This is a genomic window from Vibrio sp. J502 (assembly GCF_025397955.1).
In the GTDB taxonomy this organism is placed as follows: Bacteria; Pseudomonadota; Gammaproteobacteria; order Enterobacterales; family Vibrionaceae; genus Vibrio; species Vibrio anguillarum.
In genome coordinates, this window is the sequence record NZ_CP104554.1 from 2,550,039 (window position 1) to 2,568,184 (window position 18,146).

Here is an 18,146-nt window from a genome sequence, read left to right on the forward strand (position 1 = left end):
TGTCCCTCTAGGTACGGATTTAGGTGGCTTTGATGACCACGCAACCAAAATTATTGGTAAGGAGTATATATCAAAAGGAGATAATTGCTTGGAGAGCTGGTGCTGATACCCAGAGTTGAACTGGGGACCTCACCCTTACCAAGGGTGCGCTCTACCGACTGAGCTATATCAGCACTCAAAAATTGGAGCGGGCAGCGGGAATCGAACCCGCATCATCAGCTTGGAAGGCTGAGGTAATAGCCATTATACGATGCCCGCACACGTAACTCTGAGAGCTATTTCCTTAAGAATATGGTGGAGGGGGACGGATTCGAACCATCGAAGGCGGAGCCGGCAGATTTACAGTCTGCTCCCTTTGGCCACTCGGGAACCCCTCCAAATTTTTTCTTCATTCTTTCGAAAAAGAATGGTGCCGACTACCGGAATCGAACTGGTGACCTACTGATTACAAGTCAGTTGCTCTACCTACTGAGCTAAGTCGGCATAAGTGGAGCGCATTCTATTGAATGATGCTCAGCCTTGCAAGCCTAAATATTAAAAAAAAACCAATTTTCCATAAATCTCGCCTGTTCGTTGCTTTTTCAAGCAAAATGCGTTTTCTCACTCAATTCTATCGTTTAAGGCATTTCCATTCTTTTCACCTTAATGTATGTTTCATCCTCTTCTTTTTTCTGTCATTCATCGTTAGGTATTTTATGGGTCCTTATATCTCTTTTGATCGCAATCAATGGGCCGAGCTACGTAACTCTGTCCCGATGACTCTCTCTGAGGCTGACTTAAAAGAGCTACAAGGTATTAATGAAAACCTAACGATGAAAGAAACGGCTGAGATTTATCTGCCTTTGGCTCGCTTACTTAATTTATACGTGGCCGCCAGACAAAGCCGAAATGCGGTTTTGCATCAATTTCTCGGTAATACCGATATATCGCCTCCTTTTATCATCGGCATCGCAGGAAGTGTCGCCGTTGGGAAAAGTACTACGGCGCGTTTGTTAAAAGCGCTTCTTTCACGCTGGGAGAATCATCCCAAAGTTGAACTGATTACGACAGATGGGTTTCTTTTTCCCAACAAAATTCTTAATGAGAGAGGAATTATGGGGAAAAAGGGGTTTCCTGAATCTTATGATATGAAACGCCTGGTACAGTTTGTGTCGGATGTTAAAGCAGGAAAAAGAAATGTAAGCGCGCCGATCTATTCACATCTTACTTACGACATCACCACTGAAGAGAAAGTCGTCGATAGGCCAGATGTGTTGATCATTGAAGGATTGAACGTCTTGCAAAGCGGCATGGATTATCCACACGATCCACATCGAGTGTTTATATCTGATTTCTTAGATTTCTCACTGTATGTCGATGCGGACAGTCAACTTATTGAAAAGTGGTATGTTGAACGCTTTATGAAGTTTCGTCACAGCGCCTTTAAGGAGACGGGGTCGTACTTTAGCCACTACACAAAACTGTCTGAGCTAGAGGCGAGAGAAAAAGCTGAGAGCATTTGGCACTCGATCAACGGTAAAAATCTGCAACATAATATTTTACCGACCAAAGAGCGCGCTCAGTTAGTTTTGCGTAAAGGCCTCAATCATACTGTGGAAGAGATACTACTAAGAAAATAGTTTGGTAAAGCGGTTACTCTGCCTTGCGTAACGATATTTCGCCACCAATGTAACTCTCCATTCCATTCTCTGTTTCTAGCAACACCGCTCCATATTCGTTGATCCCGTGCACCACACCATAGACCTCTTTGGGGCCCATAAGCAGTTTAACTTTTCGACCAATAAAGTTATCGAGTCGATTCCAGCGCGGTATAAAATCCTTCATCCCATAAAGCTCGTAATCACGTAGCGCTTGGTCTAATGATTGAATAAAGACAGTAGCGAGCAAGTTCCTGTCTATTTTCAGACCGTCGGCTACCTGCGACAAACTTGCCCATGGCTGGTCAATGGCTTGCTCATTTTCGGGCATGAAAATGTTCATTCCCATCCCAATCACTAAATGTGCCGCTGCGCCAGCCTGCCCTGTCATTTCTACTAAAATGCCCGCCAGCTTTCTATCCTGAAAATAGAGATCGTTCGGCCACTTAAGCTTTACACCGTCAAATCCGATGCTTGCTAGCGCTTCCACAATCGCGACCCCGACCACAAGGCTAAGCCCCATTGCGGCCGCCATCCCCGCGTCGAGCCGCCAGTACATGGAAACATAAAGATTGCTGCCAAAAGGCGATATCCACTGACGCCCACGCCGACCCCGTCCATTAGCCTGATACTCTGCTAAGCAAACGCAGCCCGAAACAAGGTTATCTACACGTTCTAACAGGTATTGGTTGGTTGAATCGATAATGGGGAAAAGCTCGACAGGGTTATGCACGGCATTTTGGATCTGTGTCGCATCAAGTAGATTCAGTGATTGAGCAAGCTGATAGCCTTTGCCTTGGACGCGGAAAATATCAATTCCCCACTCCTGAATCCCTTTAATATGCTTACTTACTGCAGCGCGAGAAATACCAAGTTCTGCTCCTAGCAACTCACCAGAACAAAACTCGCCACTGGCCAGATGACGAAGTAATGATAGTTTGACACTGTGCTCTTTCACTTTAATTCCTTAGCAAGATGCTCAAGGTTCGTTTCACCAATCGCATCTAAAAATCGGACTTCATGCTCTAAAGATATCGAAAATTTATCCTGAACTGCTATGCAAACTTTAATCGCTAGTTGAATAACATCAAAGGCTGTAGCGCTACCTTTATTTACCAACACTAAAGCTTGCTTCGGATGCACTTGAGCATCACCTAAGCTATACCCTTTGAGCCCACACTGATCAATCAACCACCCAGCCGCTACTTTTCTGCCTTCTTCCACGGGGTAAGAAACAAGATCGGGATAACTCTCAAGAAGAGCCTGCCAATGTTCTAAACTAATAATTGGATTTTTAAAGAAGCTTCCTGCGTTACCTAGCACCCGCGGATCGGGTAATTTGGCATTGCGAGTAGCGCATACCCGTTTATAAATATCAATAGCTTGGCAGGTGTGACTATCCAGCTCTTGCAAAGGTCCATAATTCAGTACGGGTTGCCACTGCTTCAATAACTTTAGTCCTACCGCTACAACGATCGCGTTGCTGTGCAAAGCGTGCTTAAAAATAGAATCACGATAACCAAATAGACATTGTTTGGCGCTCAGGCGCTTGACGGTTAAGGAGTCTAAACAGAGATAATCAACGTAATCACACACATCTTGAAACTCTACACCATAAGCGCCAATATTTTGGATAGGAGCAGAACCTGCACAACCAGGTATCAAAGCCAAATTTTCAAGACCTGCAATATTTTGCTTCGCAGCCCATTCAACAAGTGAAGGCCAATCCTCACCACCAGAAACATGCAAATAATGGTAATTATCATCCTGCGTGTGCTGTAACCCTTTCAGTTGGTTGCTTAAAACCATTCCTTGAAAATCACAAGTAAAAAGGACATTGCTACCTTTTCCTAACATTAACTTAGGCAAAGTCTGCCATTCTGCGCTCTGGTAAATTTCCACCAAATCTTGCACAGAGAAAACTTCAGCTAATAATTGACAAGATTGTTCTAGGCCAAAAGTGTGGTATTTTTTTAAGCTCGCATTGGGATGTAATTGCATGGCATTCTATGGATAAATTAAACTCACGCCATTCTACAACAGATAACTATTCGAAGCAGGAAGAAATGTGGCAACTACAATTTGACATACTCCCCCCGATAAAACTTCCTTTGATCAAGCGAATGTACAAAGAACATTACCCTTCAGCAAAAGCTAGGAAAGATGAATTGTGCGTTATAGGCACGCTCGATGGGCAGATATCTGCTGTTGTCAGATTTAAAAATATTGATGTATATCGATTACTGACTGGCATGCTTGTGCTGCCAGAAAACCAAAAAAAAGGGATTGGGTCGCAGTTGCTCAATTATTGCAGCGAGAATATTCTCAATAATCAGGATTATTGCTTCGCATACGCTCATCTTGAGCCCTTTTATGCTCGTCATGGTTTTCACTCCATAATGACAGAAGAACTACCAATAGCTCTTATGCAACGGTTTGAGCGCTATGTATCCAGTGGTAAAGATCTCATTCCTATGAGATACCTAGGCTAGTATGACGAGAATGCGCGGCTTTTCTAGCAATTGAACCGTTGAATTTGGTAATATCCCCAGTTCGCAATTTTGCAAATAAGTAAGGTAAATCATCCAATATGATTGCTCATAGAAACCCATTCGAGCGATTGCCGACCATCGCACAATCACCGGATCATTTTGAAGTTTTATTTTCGGCAAAAGAATTTAAAAATCATCTGATCCAGTCGATCCGTCAGGCAAGTAAACGAATCTATCTTGTAGCGCTGTATTTAGAAGATGACGAAGCAGGCAGAGAAGTTTTAACGGAGCTATATAATGCCAAGCAAAGAAACCCTGGCTTAGATATTGCGATTTGCGTTGATTGGCATAGAGCGCAACGTGGATTAATTGGTGCGGCCGCTTCGGAAGGCAATGCTTCAATGTATCAAGAGTTCTCTCAGAACCACGAACACGCCATTCCCGTATACGGCATCCCCGTGCGAGGTCGCGAAGTTTTTGGTGTTTTACATCTCAAAGGTTTTATTGTCGACGACCAGGTGATCTATAGCGGAGCAAGCCTTAATAACGTTTATTTGCATCACAAAGAGCGCTATCGATTCGACCGCTATCACACCATCGACAATCAATCTCTTGCCGATAGCATGGTACAATTTATTCAGCAAAAAATGATAAGTCATCCTGCTGTCAATGACTTATCAAACACATCGAAGCCAACGACGAAAGATATCAAAACTGACATTCGGCAATTTAGAGCCTCTCTAGCAACAGCAAACTATGAGTTTGAGTCACAGATCCCAACAGCCGATCAAGTAGCTTTGACGCCACTGGTAGGTATTGGAAAGCGTCGAAATAAACTCAACCACAATATTAACCAACTGATCGCTCATGCTAAAGATGAAGTCTTTATCTGCACTCCGTATTTCAATTTTCCAAAAAGTGTCGCTAAAGAAGTTAAGAAAGCATTGAAACGGGGTGTAAAAGTTCACATTGTCGTTGGCGATAAAACGGCAAACGATTTCTATATTTCCCCAGAGCAAACCTTCAAGACAATCGGCGGCTTACCTTATTTATATGAGCTTAATCTACGCCGTTTTGCCAAAGTAAATGAAGCCCATATTGCCAGTCGAAATCTTTCTATCCATCTCTGGAAACATGAAGAGAATAGCTTCCATCTAAAAGGCGTATGGGTGGATAAGCGCTATATGTTGATCACTGGTAATAACTTAAATCCAAGAGCATGGAAGCTCGATCTCGAGAATGCCATTCTGATCCAAGATCACTATCACCACTTAACACCTAAGTTTGAGCAAGAGATCGACAACATCCTTCGACATACTCAACTTGTTTGTACCTACAAACAACTAGAGAAGATAGAAAACTACCCTGATGCGGTACAAAAACTACTGCGCAAAGTAACGCGAGTTAAGGCCGATAGAGTGCTCAAACAGATTCTGTAAAGCACAACACTAGACGATTAGCCGACACAACGTGTTGGCTTTTTTATATGCCTACACGTTGTTTTCATATGGCTATTGATTGAGATAGTAGCGCCTTTCATGCAGCTACTCTGTTCGATGAACATAAACCAAAAGAATTTCAGCGCTCAAGAGGAGATCAAGGAATAAGCACAGGGAATCTAGTTACATTAGAGATAGCTTAAAACGACTTAAGCAGCTCATTGAAACTCAAACGAAAAAAGCCCAGCTATTACTAGCAGGGCTTCTTAATAAGTGGCGGAGCGGACGGGACTCGAACCCGCGACCCCCGGCGTGACAGGCCGGTATTCTAACCAACTGAACTACCGCTCCGCAGCGTGTCTGGTTAGACAATATTCAAAGCCTGGCGATGTCCTACTCTCACATGGGGAGACCCCACACTACCATCGGCGCTGTTGTGTTTCACTTCTGAGTTCGGCATGGAATCAGGTGGGTCCACAACGCTATGGTCGCCAAGCAAATTTCTTAATTCGGAAAGCTGCTTCGTTCTCATTCACACATTCAATGTTCTTCCATTGAGTCCACAAAACCCCTTCGGTGTTGTATGGTTAAGCCTCACGGGCAATTAGTATTGGTTAGCTCAACGCCTCGCAGCGCTTACACACCCAACCTATCAACGTTCTAGTCTCGAACAACCCTTTAGGACACTTAAAGTGCCAGGGAAGACTCATCTCAGGGCTCGCTTCGCGCTTAGATGCTTTCAGCGCTTATCAATTCCGAACTTAGCTACCGGGCAATGCCATTGGCATGACAACCCGAACACCAGCGGTTCGTCCACTCCGGTCCTCTCGTACTAGGAGCAGCCCCCTTCAATCTTCCAACGCCCACGGCAGATAGGGACCGAACTGTCTCACGACGTTCTAAACCCAGCTCGCGTACCACTTTAAATGGCGAACAGCCATACCCTTGGGACCGACTTCAGCCCCAGGATGTGATGAGCCGACATCGAGGTGCCAAACACCGCCGTCGATATGAACTCTTGGGCGGTATCAGCCTGTTATCCCCGGAGTACCTTTTATCCGTTGAGCGATGGCCCTTCCATTCAGAACCACCGGATCACTATGACCTACTTTCGTACCTGCTCGAACCGTCATTCTCGCAGTTAAGCGGGCTTATGCCATTGCACTAACCTCACGATGTCCAACCGTGATTAGCCCACCTTCGTGCTCCTCCGTTACTCTTTGGGAGGAGACCGCCCCAGTCAAACTACCCACCAGGCACTGTCCGCAACCCCGATGAGGGGCCTACGTTAGAACATCAAAACGACAAGGGTGGTATTTCAAGGTCGACTCCACGCAATCTAGCGACTGCGCTTCTAAGTCTCCCACCTATCCTACACATGTAGGTTCAATGTTCAGTGCCAAGCTGTAGTAAAGGTTCACGGGGTCTTTCCGTCTAGCCGCGGGTACACTGCATCTTCACAGCGATTTCAATTTCACTGAGTCTCGGGTGGAGACAGCGTGGCCATCATTACGCCATTCGTGCAGGTCGGAACTTACCCGACAAGGAATTTCGCTACCTTAGGACCGTTATAGTTACGGCCGCCGTTTACCGGGGCTTCGATCAAGAGCTTCGACCTAAGTCTAACCCCATCAATTAACCTTCCGGCACCGGGCAGGCGTCACACCGTATACGTCATCTTGCGATTTTGCACAGTGCTGTGTTTTTAATAAACAGTTGCAGCCACCTGGTATCTGCGACTCTCGTCAGCTCCATCCGCGAGGGACTTCACCAATAAGAGCGTACCTTCTCCCGAAGTTACGGTACCATTTTGCCTAGTTCCTTCACCCGAGTTCTCTCAAGCGCCTTGGTATTCTCTACCCGACCACCTGTGTCGGTTTGGGGTACGATTGCTTATAATCTGAAGCTTAGAGGCTTTTCCTGGAAGCAGGGCATCAATGACTTCACTGCCGTAGCAGCTCGACGTCGTGTCTCAGCCTAACAAGAAACCGGATTTACCTAGTCTCTTAGCCTACGCACTTGAACCAGGACAACCGTCGCCTGGCCCACCTAGCCTTCTCCGTCCCCCCATCGCAATTATAAGCAGTACGGGAATATTAACCCGTTTCCCATCGACTACGCTTTTCAGCCTCGCCTTAGGGGTCGACTTACCCTGCCCCGATTAACGTTGGACAGGAACCCTTGGTCTTCCGGCGGGGAGGTTTTTCACCCCCCTTATCGTTACTCATGTCAGCATTCGCACTTCTGATACCTCCAGCATGCTTTACAACACACCTTCAACGGCTTACAGAACGCTCCCCTACCCAATACAGTAAACTGTATTGCCGCAGCTTCGGTTTACTACTTAGCCCCGTTACATCTTCCGCGCAGGCCGACTCGACCAGTGAGCTATTACGCTTTCTTTAAATGATGGCTGCTTCTAAGCCAACATCCTGGCTGTCTGAGCCTTCCCACATCGTTTCCCACTTAGTAGTAATTTGGGACCTTAGCTGGCGGTCTGGGTTGTTTCCCTCTCCACGACGGACGTTAGCACCCGCCGTGTGTCTCCCGGATAGTACTTACTGGTATTCGGAGTTTGCAAAGGGTTGGTAAGTCGGGATGACCCCCTAGCCTTAACAGTGCTCTACCCCCAGTAGTATTCGTCCGAGGCGCTACCTAAATAGCTTTCGGGGAGAACCAGCTATCTCCGAGTTTGATTGGCCTTTCACCCCTAGCCACAAGTCATCCGCTAATTTTTCAACATTAGTCGGTTCGGTCCTCCAGTTGATGTTACTCAACCTTCAACCTGCCCATGGCTAGATCACCCGGTTTCGGGTCTATATCCAGAGACTGAAGCGCCCAGTTAAGACTCGGTTTCCCTACGGCTCCCCTATTCGGTTAACCTTGCCACTGAATATAAGTCGCTGACCCATTATACAAAAGGTACGCAGTCACACCACGAAGGTGCTCCTACTGCTTGTACGTACACGGTTTCAGGTTCTATTTCACTCCCCTCACAGGGGTTCTTTTCGCCTTTCCCTCACGGTACTGGTTCACTATCGGTCAGTCAGTAGTATTTAGCCTTGGAGGATGGTCCCCCCATGTTCAGACAGGATAACACGTGTCCCGCCTTACTCGATTTCACTTATAATGATGGAACAGTTACGGGGCTATCACCCTTTATTGCGCCACTTTCCAGAGGCTTCACCTGCATCATTAAAAGCTTAAGGGCTAGTCCAATTTCGCTCGCCGCTACTTTCGGAATCTCTGTTGATTTCTTCTCCTCGGGGTACTTAGATGTTTCAGTTCCCCCGGTTTGCCTCCTTACCCTATGTATTCAGGTAAGGATACGTACTTATGCACGTGGGTTTCCCCATTCGGAAATCGTAGACTCAAGTGGCTGTTACTGCCTAATCTACGCTTATCGCAAGTTACTACGTCCTTCATCGCCTCTGACTGCCAAGGCATCCACCGTGTACGCTTAGTCACTTAACCATACAACCCGAAGAAGTTTCGTGTTGTAGACAAGTCACCAAGGTTGTCTCTCATTATTTGAATGAGCGAGAGACGTTTGATTTTGCCGGACTCAATTTTGAAAACTTACCGAAGTAAGCTTTCCCAAGAACACTTGAATGTGTTTGGTATCAATACGTTAAACGCATTGATGTTGAGAACTTTTATTTGATAACAACAAACACGTTCGTTGTTATCAGTCAGCTTTCTAAATTGTTAAAGAGCGAGTGGTATTCCTAACGGAATGAATCACTTTCTAATGACTTTCAGAGTCAAACAGACCAACCAGTTCAATTACTTAATCTGGTTTGGCAATGTGCATCCAAAAATCCTTAGAGAGTGGTGGGCGATACCGGGTTCGAACCAGTGACCCCCTGCTTGTAAGGCAGGTGCTCTCCCAACTGAGCTAATCGCCCACATGTTTTTCACATTTCTTGTGGAAGAAATGGTGGGTCGTGCAGGATTCGAACCTGCGACCAATTGATTAAAAGTCAACTGCTCTACCAACTGAGCTAACGACCCCTTTACTTCACAACGGAAGTGGTATCCCGTAGGGGAGTCGAACCCCTGTTACCGCCGTGAAAGGGCGGTGTCCTAGGCCTCTAGACGAACGGGACACTAAGGGGACACTAAGTAAGAATGTTTGGGAACATCCTCGTCTCTTAAACTGTATAAACCATCAATCTGTGTGGACACTCATCAGTGTAATCTTCGTATAAGGAGGTGATCCAGCGCCAGGTTCCCCTAGCGCTACCTTGTTACGACTTCACCCCAGTCATGAACCACAAAGTGGTGAGCGTCCTCCCCGAAAGGTTAAACTACCCACTTCTTTTGCAGCCCACTCCCATGGTGTGACGGGCGGTGTGTACAAGGCCCGGGAACGTATTCACCGTAGCATTCTGATCTACGATTACTAGCGATTCCGACTTCATGGAGTCGAGTTGCAGACTCCAATCCGGACTACGACGCACTTTTTGGGATTCGCTCACTATCGCTAGCTTGCTGCCCTCTGTATGCGCCATTGTAGCACGTGTGTAGCCCTACTCGTAAGGGCCATGATGACTTGACGTCGTCCCCACCTTCCTCCGGTTTATCACCGGCAGTCTCCCTGGAGTTCCCGACATTACTCGCTGGCAAACAAGGATAAGGGTTGCGCTCGTTGCGGGACTTAACCCAACATTTCACAACACGAGCTGACGACAGCCATGCAGCACCTGTCTCAGAGTTCCCGAAGGCACACCTGCGTCTCCGCTGGCTTCTCTGGATGTCAAGAGTAGGTAAGGTTCTTCGCGTTGCATCGAATTAAACCACATGCTCCACCGCTTGTGCGGGCCCCCGTCAATTCATTTGAGTTTTAATCTTGCGACCGTACTCCCCAGGCGGTCTACTTAACGCGTTAGCTCCGAAAGCCACGGCTCAAGGCCACAACCTCCAAGTAGACATCGTTTACGGCGTGGACTACCAGGGTATCTAATCCTGTTTGCTCCCCACGCTTTCGCATCTGAGTGTCAGTATCTGTCCAGGGGGCCGCCTTCGCCACCGGTATTCCTTCAGATCTCTACGCATTTCACCGCTACACCTGAAATTCTACCCCCCTCTACAGTACTCTAGTGAACCAGTTTCAAATGCGGTTCCGAGGTTGAGCCCCGGGCTTTCACATCTGACTTAATCCACCACCTGCATGCGCTTTACGCCCAGTAATTCCGATTAACGCTCGCACCCTCCGTATTACCGCGGCTGCTGGCACGGAGTTAGCCGGTGCTTCTTCTGTCGCTAACGTCAAATGATGCTGCTATTAACAACACCACCTTCCTCACGACTGAAAGTACTTTACAACCCGAAGGCCTTCTTCATACACGCGGCATGGCTGCATCAGGCTTGCGCCCATTGTGCAATATTCCCCACTGCTGCCTCCCGTAGGAGTCTGGACCGTGTCTCAGTTCCAGTGTGGCTGATCATCCTCTCAGACCAGCTAGGGATCGTCGCCTTGGTGAGCCATTACCTCACCAACTAGCTAATCCCACCTAGGCATATCCTGACGCGAGAGGCCCGAAGGTCCCCCTCTTTGGCCCGTAGGCATCATGCGGTATTAGCCATCGTTTCCAATGGTTATCCCCCACGTCAGGGCAATTTCCTAGGCATTACTCACCCGTCCGCCGCTCGCCACCCAAGGAACAAGTTCCTCTGTGCTGCCGCTCGACTTGCATGTGTTAGGCCTGCCGCCAGCGTTCAATCTGAGCCATGATCAAACTCTTCAATTAAAGTTTTGTTGGTCCTAAGACCGGCTCAATGAATACTGACTTCAAAACTGCTCTTACTCGAAAATAAAAAAGTAATTTTAAAGCTATTGTTGTTCCAACAGAACAACAATGAATTGACTGTGCCAAAATCAAGTAAACTTGATTCTGATTGGTCACTCAGTTCATTGATAAATCTTTTTTGATTATCATCAACGAGTGCCCACACAGATTGATAGATTTATATTGTTAAAGAGCTTTGCTTTCAGTGCCTTAACACTTAAGCAGGACGCGTATAATACGCTTTCCGCTTCGAAAGTCAACATAAAACTCTCACATTTTCATGAGAATATTATGGTGACTCGTCTCACTGAGACCAGTCGGAATTTAAGCCTGGCGATGTCCTACTCTCACATGGGGAGACCCCACACTACCATCGGCGCTGTTGTGTTTCACTTCTGAGTTCGGCATGGAATCAGGTGGGTCCACAACGCTATGGTCGCCAAGCAAATTTCTTAATTCGGAAAGCTGCTTCGTTCTCATTCACACATTCAATGTTCTTCCATTGAGTCCACAAAACCCCTTCGGTGTTGTATGGTTAAGCCTCACGGGCAATTAGTATTGGTTAGCTCAACGCCTCGCAGCGCTTACACACCCAACCTATCAACGTTCTAGTCTCGAACAACCCTTTAGGACACTTAAAGTGCCAGGGAAGACTCATCTCAGGGCTCGCTTCGCGCTTAGATGCTTTCAGCGCTTATCAATTCCGAACTTAGCTACCGGGCAATGCCATTGGCATGACAACCCGAACACCAGCGGTTCGTCCACTCCGGTCCTCTCGTACTAGGAGCAGCCCCCTTCAATCTTCCAACGCCCACGGCAGATAGGGACCGAACTGTCTCACGACGTTCTAAACCCAGCTCGCGTACCACTTTAAATGGCGAACAGCCATACCCTTGGGACCGACTTCAGCCCCAGGATGTGATGAGCCGACATCGAGGTGCCAAACACCGCCGTCGATATGAACTCTTGGGCGGTATCAGCCTGTTATCCCCGGAGTACCTTTTATCCGTTGAGCGATGGCCCTTCCATTCAGAACCACCGGATCACTATGACCTACTTTCGTACCTGCTCGAACCGTCATTCTCGCAGTTAAGCGGGCTTATGCCATTGCACTAACCTCACGATGTCCAACCGTGATTAGCCCACCTTCGTGCTCCTCCGTTACTCTTTGGGAGGAGACCGCCCCAGTCAAACTACCCACCAGGCACTGTCCGCAACCCCGATGAGGGGCCTACGTTAGAACATCAAAACGACAAGGGTGGTATTTCAAGGTCGACTCCACGCAATCTAGCGACTGCGCTTCTAAGTCTCCCACCTATCCTACACATGTAGGTTCAATGTTCAGTGCCAAGCTGTAGTAAAGGTTCACGGGGTCTTTCCGTCTAGCCGCGGGTACACTGCATCTTCACAGCGATTTCAATTTCACTGAGTCTCGGGTGGAGACAGCGTGGCCATCATTACGCCATTCGTGCAGGTCGGAACTTACCCGACAAGGAATTTCGCTACCTTAGGACCGTTATAGTTACGGCCGCCGTTTACCGGGGCTTCGATCAAGAGCTTCGACCTAAGTCTAACCCCATCAATTAACCTTCCGGCACCGGGCAGGCGTCACACCGTATACGTCATCTTGCGATTTTGCACAGTGCTGTGTTTTTAATAAACAGTTGCAGCCACCTGGTATCTGCGACTCTCGTCAGCTCCATCCGCGAGGGACTTCACCAATAAGAGCGTACCTTCTCCCGAAGTTACGGTACCATTTTGCCTAGTTCCTTCACCCGAGTTCTCTCAAGCGCCTTGGTATTCTCTACCCGACCACCTGTGTCGGTTTGGGGTACGATTGCTTATAATCTGAAGCTTAGAGGCTTTTCCTGGAAGCAGGGCATCAATGACTTCACTGCCGTAGCAGCTCGACGTCGTGTCTCAGCCTAACAAGAAACCGGATTTACCTAGTCTCTTAGCCTACGCACTTGAACCAGGACAACCGTCGCCTGGCCCACCTAGCCTTCTCCGTCCCCCCATCGCAATTATAAGCAGTACGGGAATATTAACCCGTTTCCCATCGACTACGCTTTTCAGCCTCGCCTTAGGGGTCGACTTACCCTGCCCCGATTAACGTTGGACAGGAACCCTTGGTCTTCCGGCGGGGAGGTTTTTCACCCCCCTTATCGTTACTCATGTCAGCATTCGCACTTCTGATACCTCCAGCATGCTTTACAACACACCTTCAACGGCTTACAGAACGCTCCCCTACCCAATACAGTAAACTGTATTGCCGCAGCTTCGGTTTACTACTTAGCCCCGTTACATCTTCCGCGCAGGCCGACTCGACCAGTGAGCTATTACGCTTTCTTTAAATGATGGCTGCTTCTAAGCCAACATCCTGGCTGTCTGAGCCTTCCCACATCGTTTCCCACTTAGTAGTAATTTGGGACCTTAGCTGGCGGTCTGGGTTGTTTCCCTCTCCACGACGGACGTTAGCACCCGCCGTGTGTCTCCCGGATAGTACTTACTGGTATTCGGAGTTTGCAAAGGGTTGGTAAGTCGGGATGACCCCCTAGCCTTAACAGTGCTCTACCCCCAGTAGTATTCGTCCGAGGCGCTACCTAAATAGCTTTCGGGGAGAACCAGCTATCTCCGAGTTTGATTGGCCTTTCACCCCTAGCCACAAGTCATCCGCTAATTTTTCAACATTAGTCGGTTCGGTCCTCCAGTTGATGTTACTCAACCTTCAACCTGCCCATGGCTAGATCACCCGGTTTCGGGTCTATATCCAGAGACTGAAGCGCCCAGTTAAGACTCGGTTTCCCTACGGCTCCCCTATTCGGTTAACCTTGCCACTGAATATAAGTCGCTGACCCATTATACAAAAGGTACGCAGTCACACCACGAAGGTGCTCCTACTGCTTGTACGTACACGGTTTCAGGTTCTATTTCACTCCCCTCACAGGGGTTCTTTTCGCCTTTCCCTCACGGTACTGGTTCACTATCGGTCAGTCAGTAGTATTTAGCCTTGGAGGATGGTCCCCCCATGTTCAGACAGGATAACACGTGTCCCGCCTTACTCGATTTCACTTATAATGATGGAACAGTTACGGGGCTATCACCCTTTATTGCGCCACTTTCCAGAGGCTTCACCTGCATCATTAAAAGCTTAAGGGCTAGTCCAATTTCGCTCGCCGCTACTTTCGGAATCTCTGTTGATTTCTTCTCCTCGGGGTACTTAGATGTTTCAGTTCCCCCGGTTTGCCTCCTTACCCTATGTATTCAGGTAAGGATACGTACTTATGCACGTGGGTTTCCCCATTCGGAAATCGTAGACTCAAGTGGCTGTTACTGCCTAATCTACGCTTATCGCAAGTTACTACGTCCTTCATCGCCTCTGACTGCCAAGGCATCCACCGTGTACGCTTAGTCACTTAACCATACAACCCGAAGAAGTTTCGTGTTGTAGACAAGTCACCAAGGTTGTCTCTCATTATTTGAATGAGCGAGAGACGTTTGATTTTGCCGGACTCAATTTTGAAAACTTACCGAAGTAAGCTTTCCCAAGAACACTTGAATGTGTTTGGTATCAATACGTTAAACGCATTGATGTTGAGAACTTTTATTTGATAACAACAAACACGTTCGTTGTTATCAGTCAGCTTTCCAAATTGTTAAAGAGCACGATTTTCTAATGAAAACCATTTTTAAAAACACTATTGCTAGTGCACTTAAAGATGGTGGAGCTATGCGGGATCGAACCGCAGACCTCCTGCGTGCAAGGCAGGCGCTCTCCCAGCTGAGCTATAACCCCATCAGGTGTGTGATACTGTGTGCCAATCTTCTGGGAGGAAGAATTGGTGGGTCTGAGTGGACTTGAACCACCGACCTCTCGCTTATCAGGCGAACGCTCTAACCACCTGAGCTACAGACCCAGCATCGTCTCTTAAACTGTATAAACCATCAATCTGTGTGGACACTCATCAGTGTAATCTTCGTATAAGGAGGTGATCCAGCGCCAGGTTCCCCTAGCGCTACCTTGTTACGACTTCACCCCAGTCATGAACCACAAAGTGGTGAGCGTCCTCCCCGAAAGGTTAAACTACCCACTTCTTTTGCAGCCCACTCCCATGGTGTGACGGGCGGTGTGTACAAGGCCCGGGAACGTATTCACCGTAGCATTCTGATCTACGATTACTAGCGATTCCGACTTCATGGAGTCGAGTTGCAGACTCCAATCCGGACTACGACGCACTTTTTGGGATTCGCTCACTATCGCTAGCTTGCTGCCCTCTGTATGCGCCATTGTAGCACGTGTGTAGCCCTACTCGTAAGGGCCATGATGACTTGACGTCGTCCCCACCTTCCTCCGGTTTATCACCGGCAGTCTCCCTGGAGTTCCCGACATTACTCGCTGGCAAACAAGGATAAGGGTTGCGCTCGTTGCGGGACTTAACCCAACATTTCACAACACGAGCTGACGACAGCCATGCAGCACCTGTCTCAGAGTTCCCGAAGGCACACCTGCGTCTCCGCTGGCTTCTCTGGATGTCAAGAGTAGGTAAGGTTCTTCGCGTTGCATCGAATTAAACCACATGCTCCACCGCTTGTGCGGGCCCCCGTCAATTCATTTGAGTTTTAATCTTGCGACCGTACTCCCCAGGCGGTCTACTTAACGCGTTAGCTCCGAAAGCCACGGCTCAAGGCCACAACCTCCAAGTAGACATCGTTTACGGCGTGGACTACCAGGGTATCTAATCCTGTTTGCTCCCCACGCTTTCGCATCTGAGTGTCAGTATCTGTCCAGGGGGCCGCCTTCGCCACCGGTATTCCTTCAGATCTCTACGCATTTCACCGCTACACCTGAAATTCTACCCCCCTCTACAGTACTCTAGTGAACCAGTTTCAAATGCGGTTCCGAGGTTGAGCCCCGGGCTTTCACATCTGACTTAATCCACCACCTGCATGCGCTTTACGCCCAGTAATTCCGATTAACGCTCGCACCCTCCGTATTACCGCGGCTGCTGGCACGGAGTTAGCCGGTGCTTCTTCTGTCGCTAACGTCAAATGATGCTGCTATTAACAACACCACCTTCCTCACGACTGAAAGTACTTTACAACCCGAAGGCCTTCTTCATACACGCGGCATGGCTGCATCAGGCTTGCGCCCATTGTGCAATATTCCCCACTGCTGCCTCCCGTAGGAGTCTGGACCGTGTCTCAGTTCCAGTGTGGCTGATCATCCTCTCAGACCAGCTAGGGATCGTCGCCTTGGTGAGCCATTACCTCACCAACTAGCTAATCCCACCTAGGCATATCCTGACGCGAGAGGCCCGAAGGTCCCCCTCTTTGGCCCGTAGGCATCATGCGGTATTAGCCATCGTTTCCAATGGTTATCCCCCACATCAGGGCAATTTCCTAGGCATTACTCACCCGTCCGCCGCTCGCCACCTAAGGAACAAGTTCCTCTGTGCTGCCGCTCGACTTGCATGTGTTAGGCCTGCCGCCAGCGTTCAATCTGAGCCATGATCAAACTCTTCAATTAAAGTTTTGTTGGTCCTAAGACCGGCTCAATGAATACTGACTTCAAAACTGCTCTTACTCGAAAGTAAAAAAGTAATTTTAAAGCTATTGTTGTTCCAACAGAACAACAATGAATTGACTGTGCCAAAATCAAGTAAACTTGATTCTGATTGGTCACTCAGTTCATTGATAAATCTTTTTTGATTATCATCAACGAGTGCCCACACAGATTAATAGGTTTATATTGTTAAAGAGCGTTCCTCTCCGGCTTGCCGAGGCTTCCTTTGAAGAGGCGGCCATTCTAGCGAGATAATGAAAAGTGTCAAACACTTTATTAAATTATTTCGCCTTACCGATTTGACCTACTGATTGGCTGGCTAATTGGGCTTGAACCCTTACTGGCTGTGCCGTGTCAGTGAGGCGGCATTATAAGGAGAACGAAGATGAGTGCAAGCAGTTTTTAATAAAAAATAAGAAAAACATCTATTTTGTTTAAATAGCAGCCACAAAGCGTCAAAAGAGAGCATTTCGCTCTCTTGTGATAGGCTTTAATCTCTCTCGATCTTAAATAAAAGCGTAGGCATCAGCAAACATGTGATCGCTTTTTGCATTTTTGTATTGGGTAAACTGTTCTCTTGCTGCTCCAGCCATATCAAAACGACCTGCAATATAAATGTCATACGCTTCTAACGACTCGAAATCATCATTGATCGCTTGGAGTACATTGCCAACCTTGCCATTCCAACCTTCATCAGCCGTTTCAACAACAGGTACAAAGTGGATGTTCTCAAATTGCTGAGCAATCTCACTCAGTTCTGTTTTTGCATAGAGTTGGTAAACGTCTTTTGCTCCCCAGTACAAATAGATAGCGTTACTTTTCTTTTGGCTAATACAGTGATCTAAAATCGAGCGTACATAGCTAAAACCTGTTCCTCCAGCAATGAGTAGTAGAGGGCGCTCATTTTCTTTTACCCACGCATCACCATGAGGTGCATCTATATTGACTAAACCCTTGTTGCTTAATGCCGTTCTCATTTTCTCAACCACTTCCTGTGCATAAGCATTGTGCTCGGCGGCACCAATGTGCAACTCTAGTTCACCAGTACGGCAAGGGCTGCTTGCGATAGAAAATGGACGTTTATCTTTCTCACCCATTTCTACCATGAGATATTGCCCAGCTTTAAATGCAAGAACGCTTTCAGGTTGGAGGATGATTTTATAAGTATTAGAGGCTAATGGCTCAATTGACTTTACTTTACATTGGGTGGTCATGTTTTTCCT

The 18,146-nt window shown here is 47.6% G+C and carries 6 protein-coding genes, 10 tRNA genes and 6 rRNA genes; 3 read left to right on the forward strand and 19 right to left on the reverse strand.

From position 1 onward, the window contains the following. Window positions 1–97: 97 nt before the first annotated feature. From N5E84_RS11755 to N5E84_RS11770, 4 genes are all read right to left on the reverse strand, one after another. Window positions 98–173 (reverse strand) — tRNA-Thr (locus N5E84_RS11755). Between the two features lie 10 nt (window positions 174–183). Then, window positions 184–258: transfer RNA gene (locus N5E84_RS11760), tRNA-Gly, on the reverse strand. A gap of 34 nt (window positions 259–292) precedes the next feature. Beyond that, window positions 293–377: transfer RNA gene (locus tag N5E84_RS11765), tRNA-Tyr, on the reverse strand. Between the two features lie 30 nt (window positions 378–407). After that, window positions 408–483, reverse strand: a tRNA-Thr gene (locus tag N5E84_RS11770). Between the two features lie 212 nt (window positions 484–695). Between N5E84_RS11770 and coaA the strand changes: the two genes are divergently transcribed. After that, on the forward strand, window positions 696–1,619 hold the full coding sequence (gene coaA, locus N5E84_RS11775) for a type I pantothenate kinase (protein WP_010318972.1): 924 nt from the start codon (window positions 696–698) through the stop codon (window positions 1,617–1,619). Window positions 1,620–1,632: 13 nt separating this feature from the next. On the opposite strand, the gene birA is transcribed toward coaA, so the two are convergent. Both birA and murB read right to left on the reverse strand, forming a co-directional pair. Beyond that, the gene (gene birA, locus N5E84_RS11780; RefSeq protein WP_019282719.1) at window positions 1,633–2,595 is read right to left on the reverse strand and encodes a bifunctional biotin--[acetyl-CoA-carboxylase] ligase/biotin operon repressor BirA; all 963 of its coding nucleotides are present in this window, start codon (window positions 2,593–2,595) and stop codon (window positions 1,633–1,635) included. Next, window positions 2,592–3,638 carry a UDP-N-acetylmuramate dehydrogenase gene (murB, locus tag N5E84_RS11785; protein WP_069212256.1) on the reverse strand — a complete coding sequence of 349 codons (1,047 nt, stop codon included), beginning with the start codon at window positions 3,636–3,638 and terminating at the stop codon, window positions 2,592–2,594. The genes birA and murB overlap by 4 nt, the downstream gene beginning before the upstream one ends. A gap of 8 nt (window positions 3,639–3,646) precedes the next feature. Here murB and N5E84_RS11790 point away from each other — a divergent pair, with 8 nt between their 5' ends. After that, window positions 3,647–4,129 (forward strand): GNAT family N-acetyltransferase, encoded by a 483-nt coding sequence (locus N5E84_RS11790; RefSeq protein WP_013857960.1) that lies wholly within the window; start codon window positions 3,647–3,649, stop codon window positions 4,127–4,129. Between the two features lie 98 nt (window positions 4,130–4,227). Beyond that, on the forward strand, window positions 4,228–5,568 hold the full coding sequence (gene pssA, locus N5E84_RS11795) for a CDP-diacylglycerol--serine O-phosphatidyltransferase (RefSeq protein WP_013857962.1): 1,341 nt from the start codon (window positions 4,228–4,230) through the stop codon (window positions 5,566–5,568). Window positions 5,569–5,842: 274 nt separating this feature from the next. Here pssA and N5E84_RS11800 read toward each other — a convergent pair. From N5E84_RS11800 to fre, 13 genes are all read right to left on the reverse strand, one after another. Then, window positions 5,843–5,919: transfer RNA gene (locus N5E84_RS11800), tRNA-Asp, on the reverse strand. Between the two features lie 29 nt (window positions 5,920–5,948). After that, window positions 5,949–6,064 (reverse strand): 5S ribosomal RNA (gene rrf / locus N5E84_RS11805). A gap of 87 nt (window positions 6,065–6,151) precedes the next feature. Beyond that, window positions 6,152–9,042 (reverse strand): 23S ribosomal RNA (locus tag N5E84_RS11810). 358 nt (window positions 9,043–9,400) lie between these two features. Then, window positions 9,401–9,476: transfer RNA gene (locus N5E84_RS11815), tRNA-Val, on the reverse strand. Window positions 9,477–9,506: 30 nt separating this feature from the next. Beyond that, window positions 9,507–9,582: transfer RNA gene (locus tag N5E84_RS11820), tRNA-Lys, on the reverse strand. A 19-nt stretch (window positions 9,583–9,601) separates the two neighbouring features. Further along, a tRNA-Glu gene (locus N5E84_RS11825) sits at window positions 9,602–9,677 on the reverse strand. A gap of 99 nt (window positions 9,678–9,776) precedes the next feature. Further along, a 16S ribosomal RNA gene (locus N5E84_RS11830) occupies window positions 9,777–11,321 on the reverse strand. 367 nt (window positions 11,322–11,688) lie between these two features. After that, window positions 11,689–11,804 (reverse strand): 5S ribosomal RNA (gene rrf / locus N5E84_RS11835). An 87-nt stretch (window positions 11,805–11,891) separates the two neighbouring features. Beyond that, window positions 11,892–14,782: ribosomal RNA gene (locus N5E84_RS11840) — 23S ribosomal RNA — on the reverse strand. A gap of 298 nt (window positions 14,783–15,080) precedes the next feature. After that, window positions 15,081–15,156 (reverse strand) — tRNA-Ala (locus N5E84_RS11845). 44 nt (window positions 15,157–15,200) lie between these two features. After that, window positions 15,201–15,277, reverse strand: a tRNA-Ile gene (locus N5E84_RS11850). A 65-nt stretch (window positions 15,278–15,342) separates the two neighbouring features. Then, window positions 15,343–16,887 (reverse strand): 16S ribosomal RNA (locus N5E84_RS11855). The 16S, 23S and 5S rRNA genes sit together here with 6 tRNA genes alongside, the layout of an rRNA operon. A gap of 542 nt (window positions 16,888–17,429) precedes the next feature. Further along, a complete protein-coding gene (gene fre / locus N5E84_RS11860) occupies window positions 17,430–18,137 on the reverse strand; it encodes an NAD(P)H-flavin reductase (RefSeq protein ID WP_017044373.1) in 708 nt (235 codons plus the stop codon). Window positions 18,138–18,146: the final 9 nt, after the last annotated feature.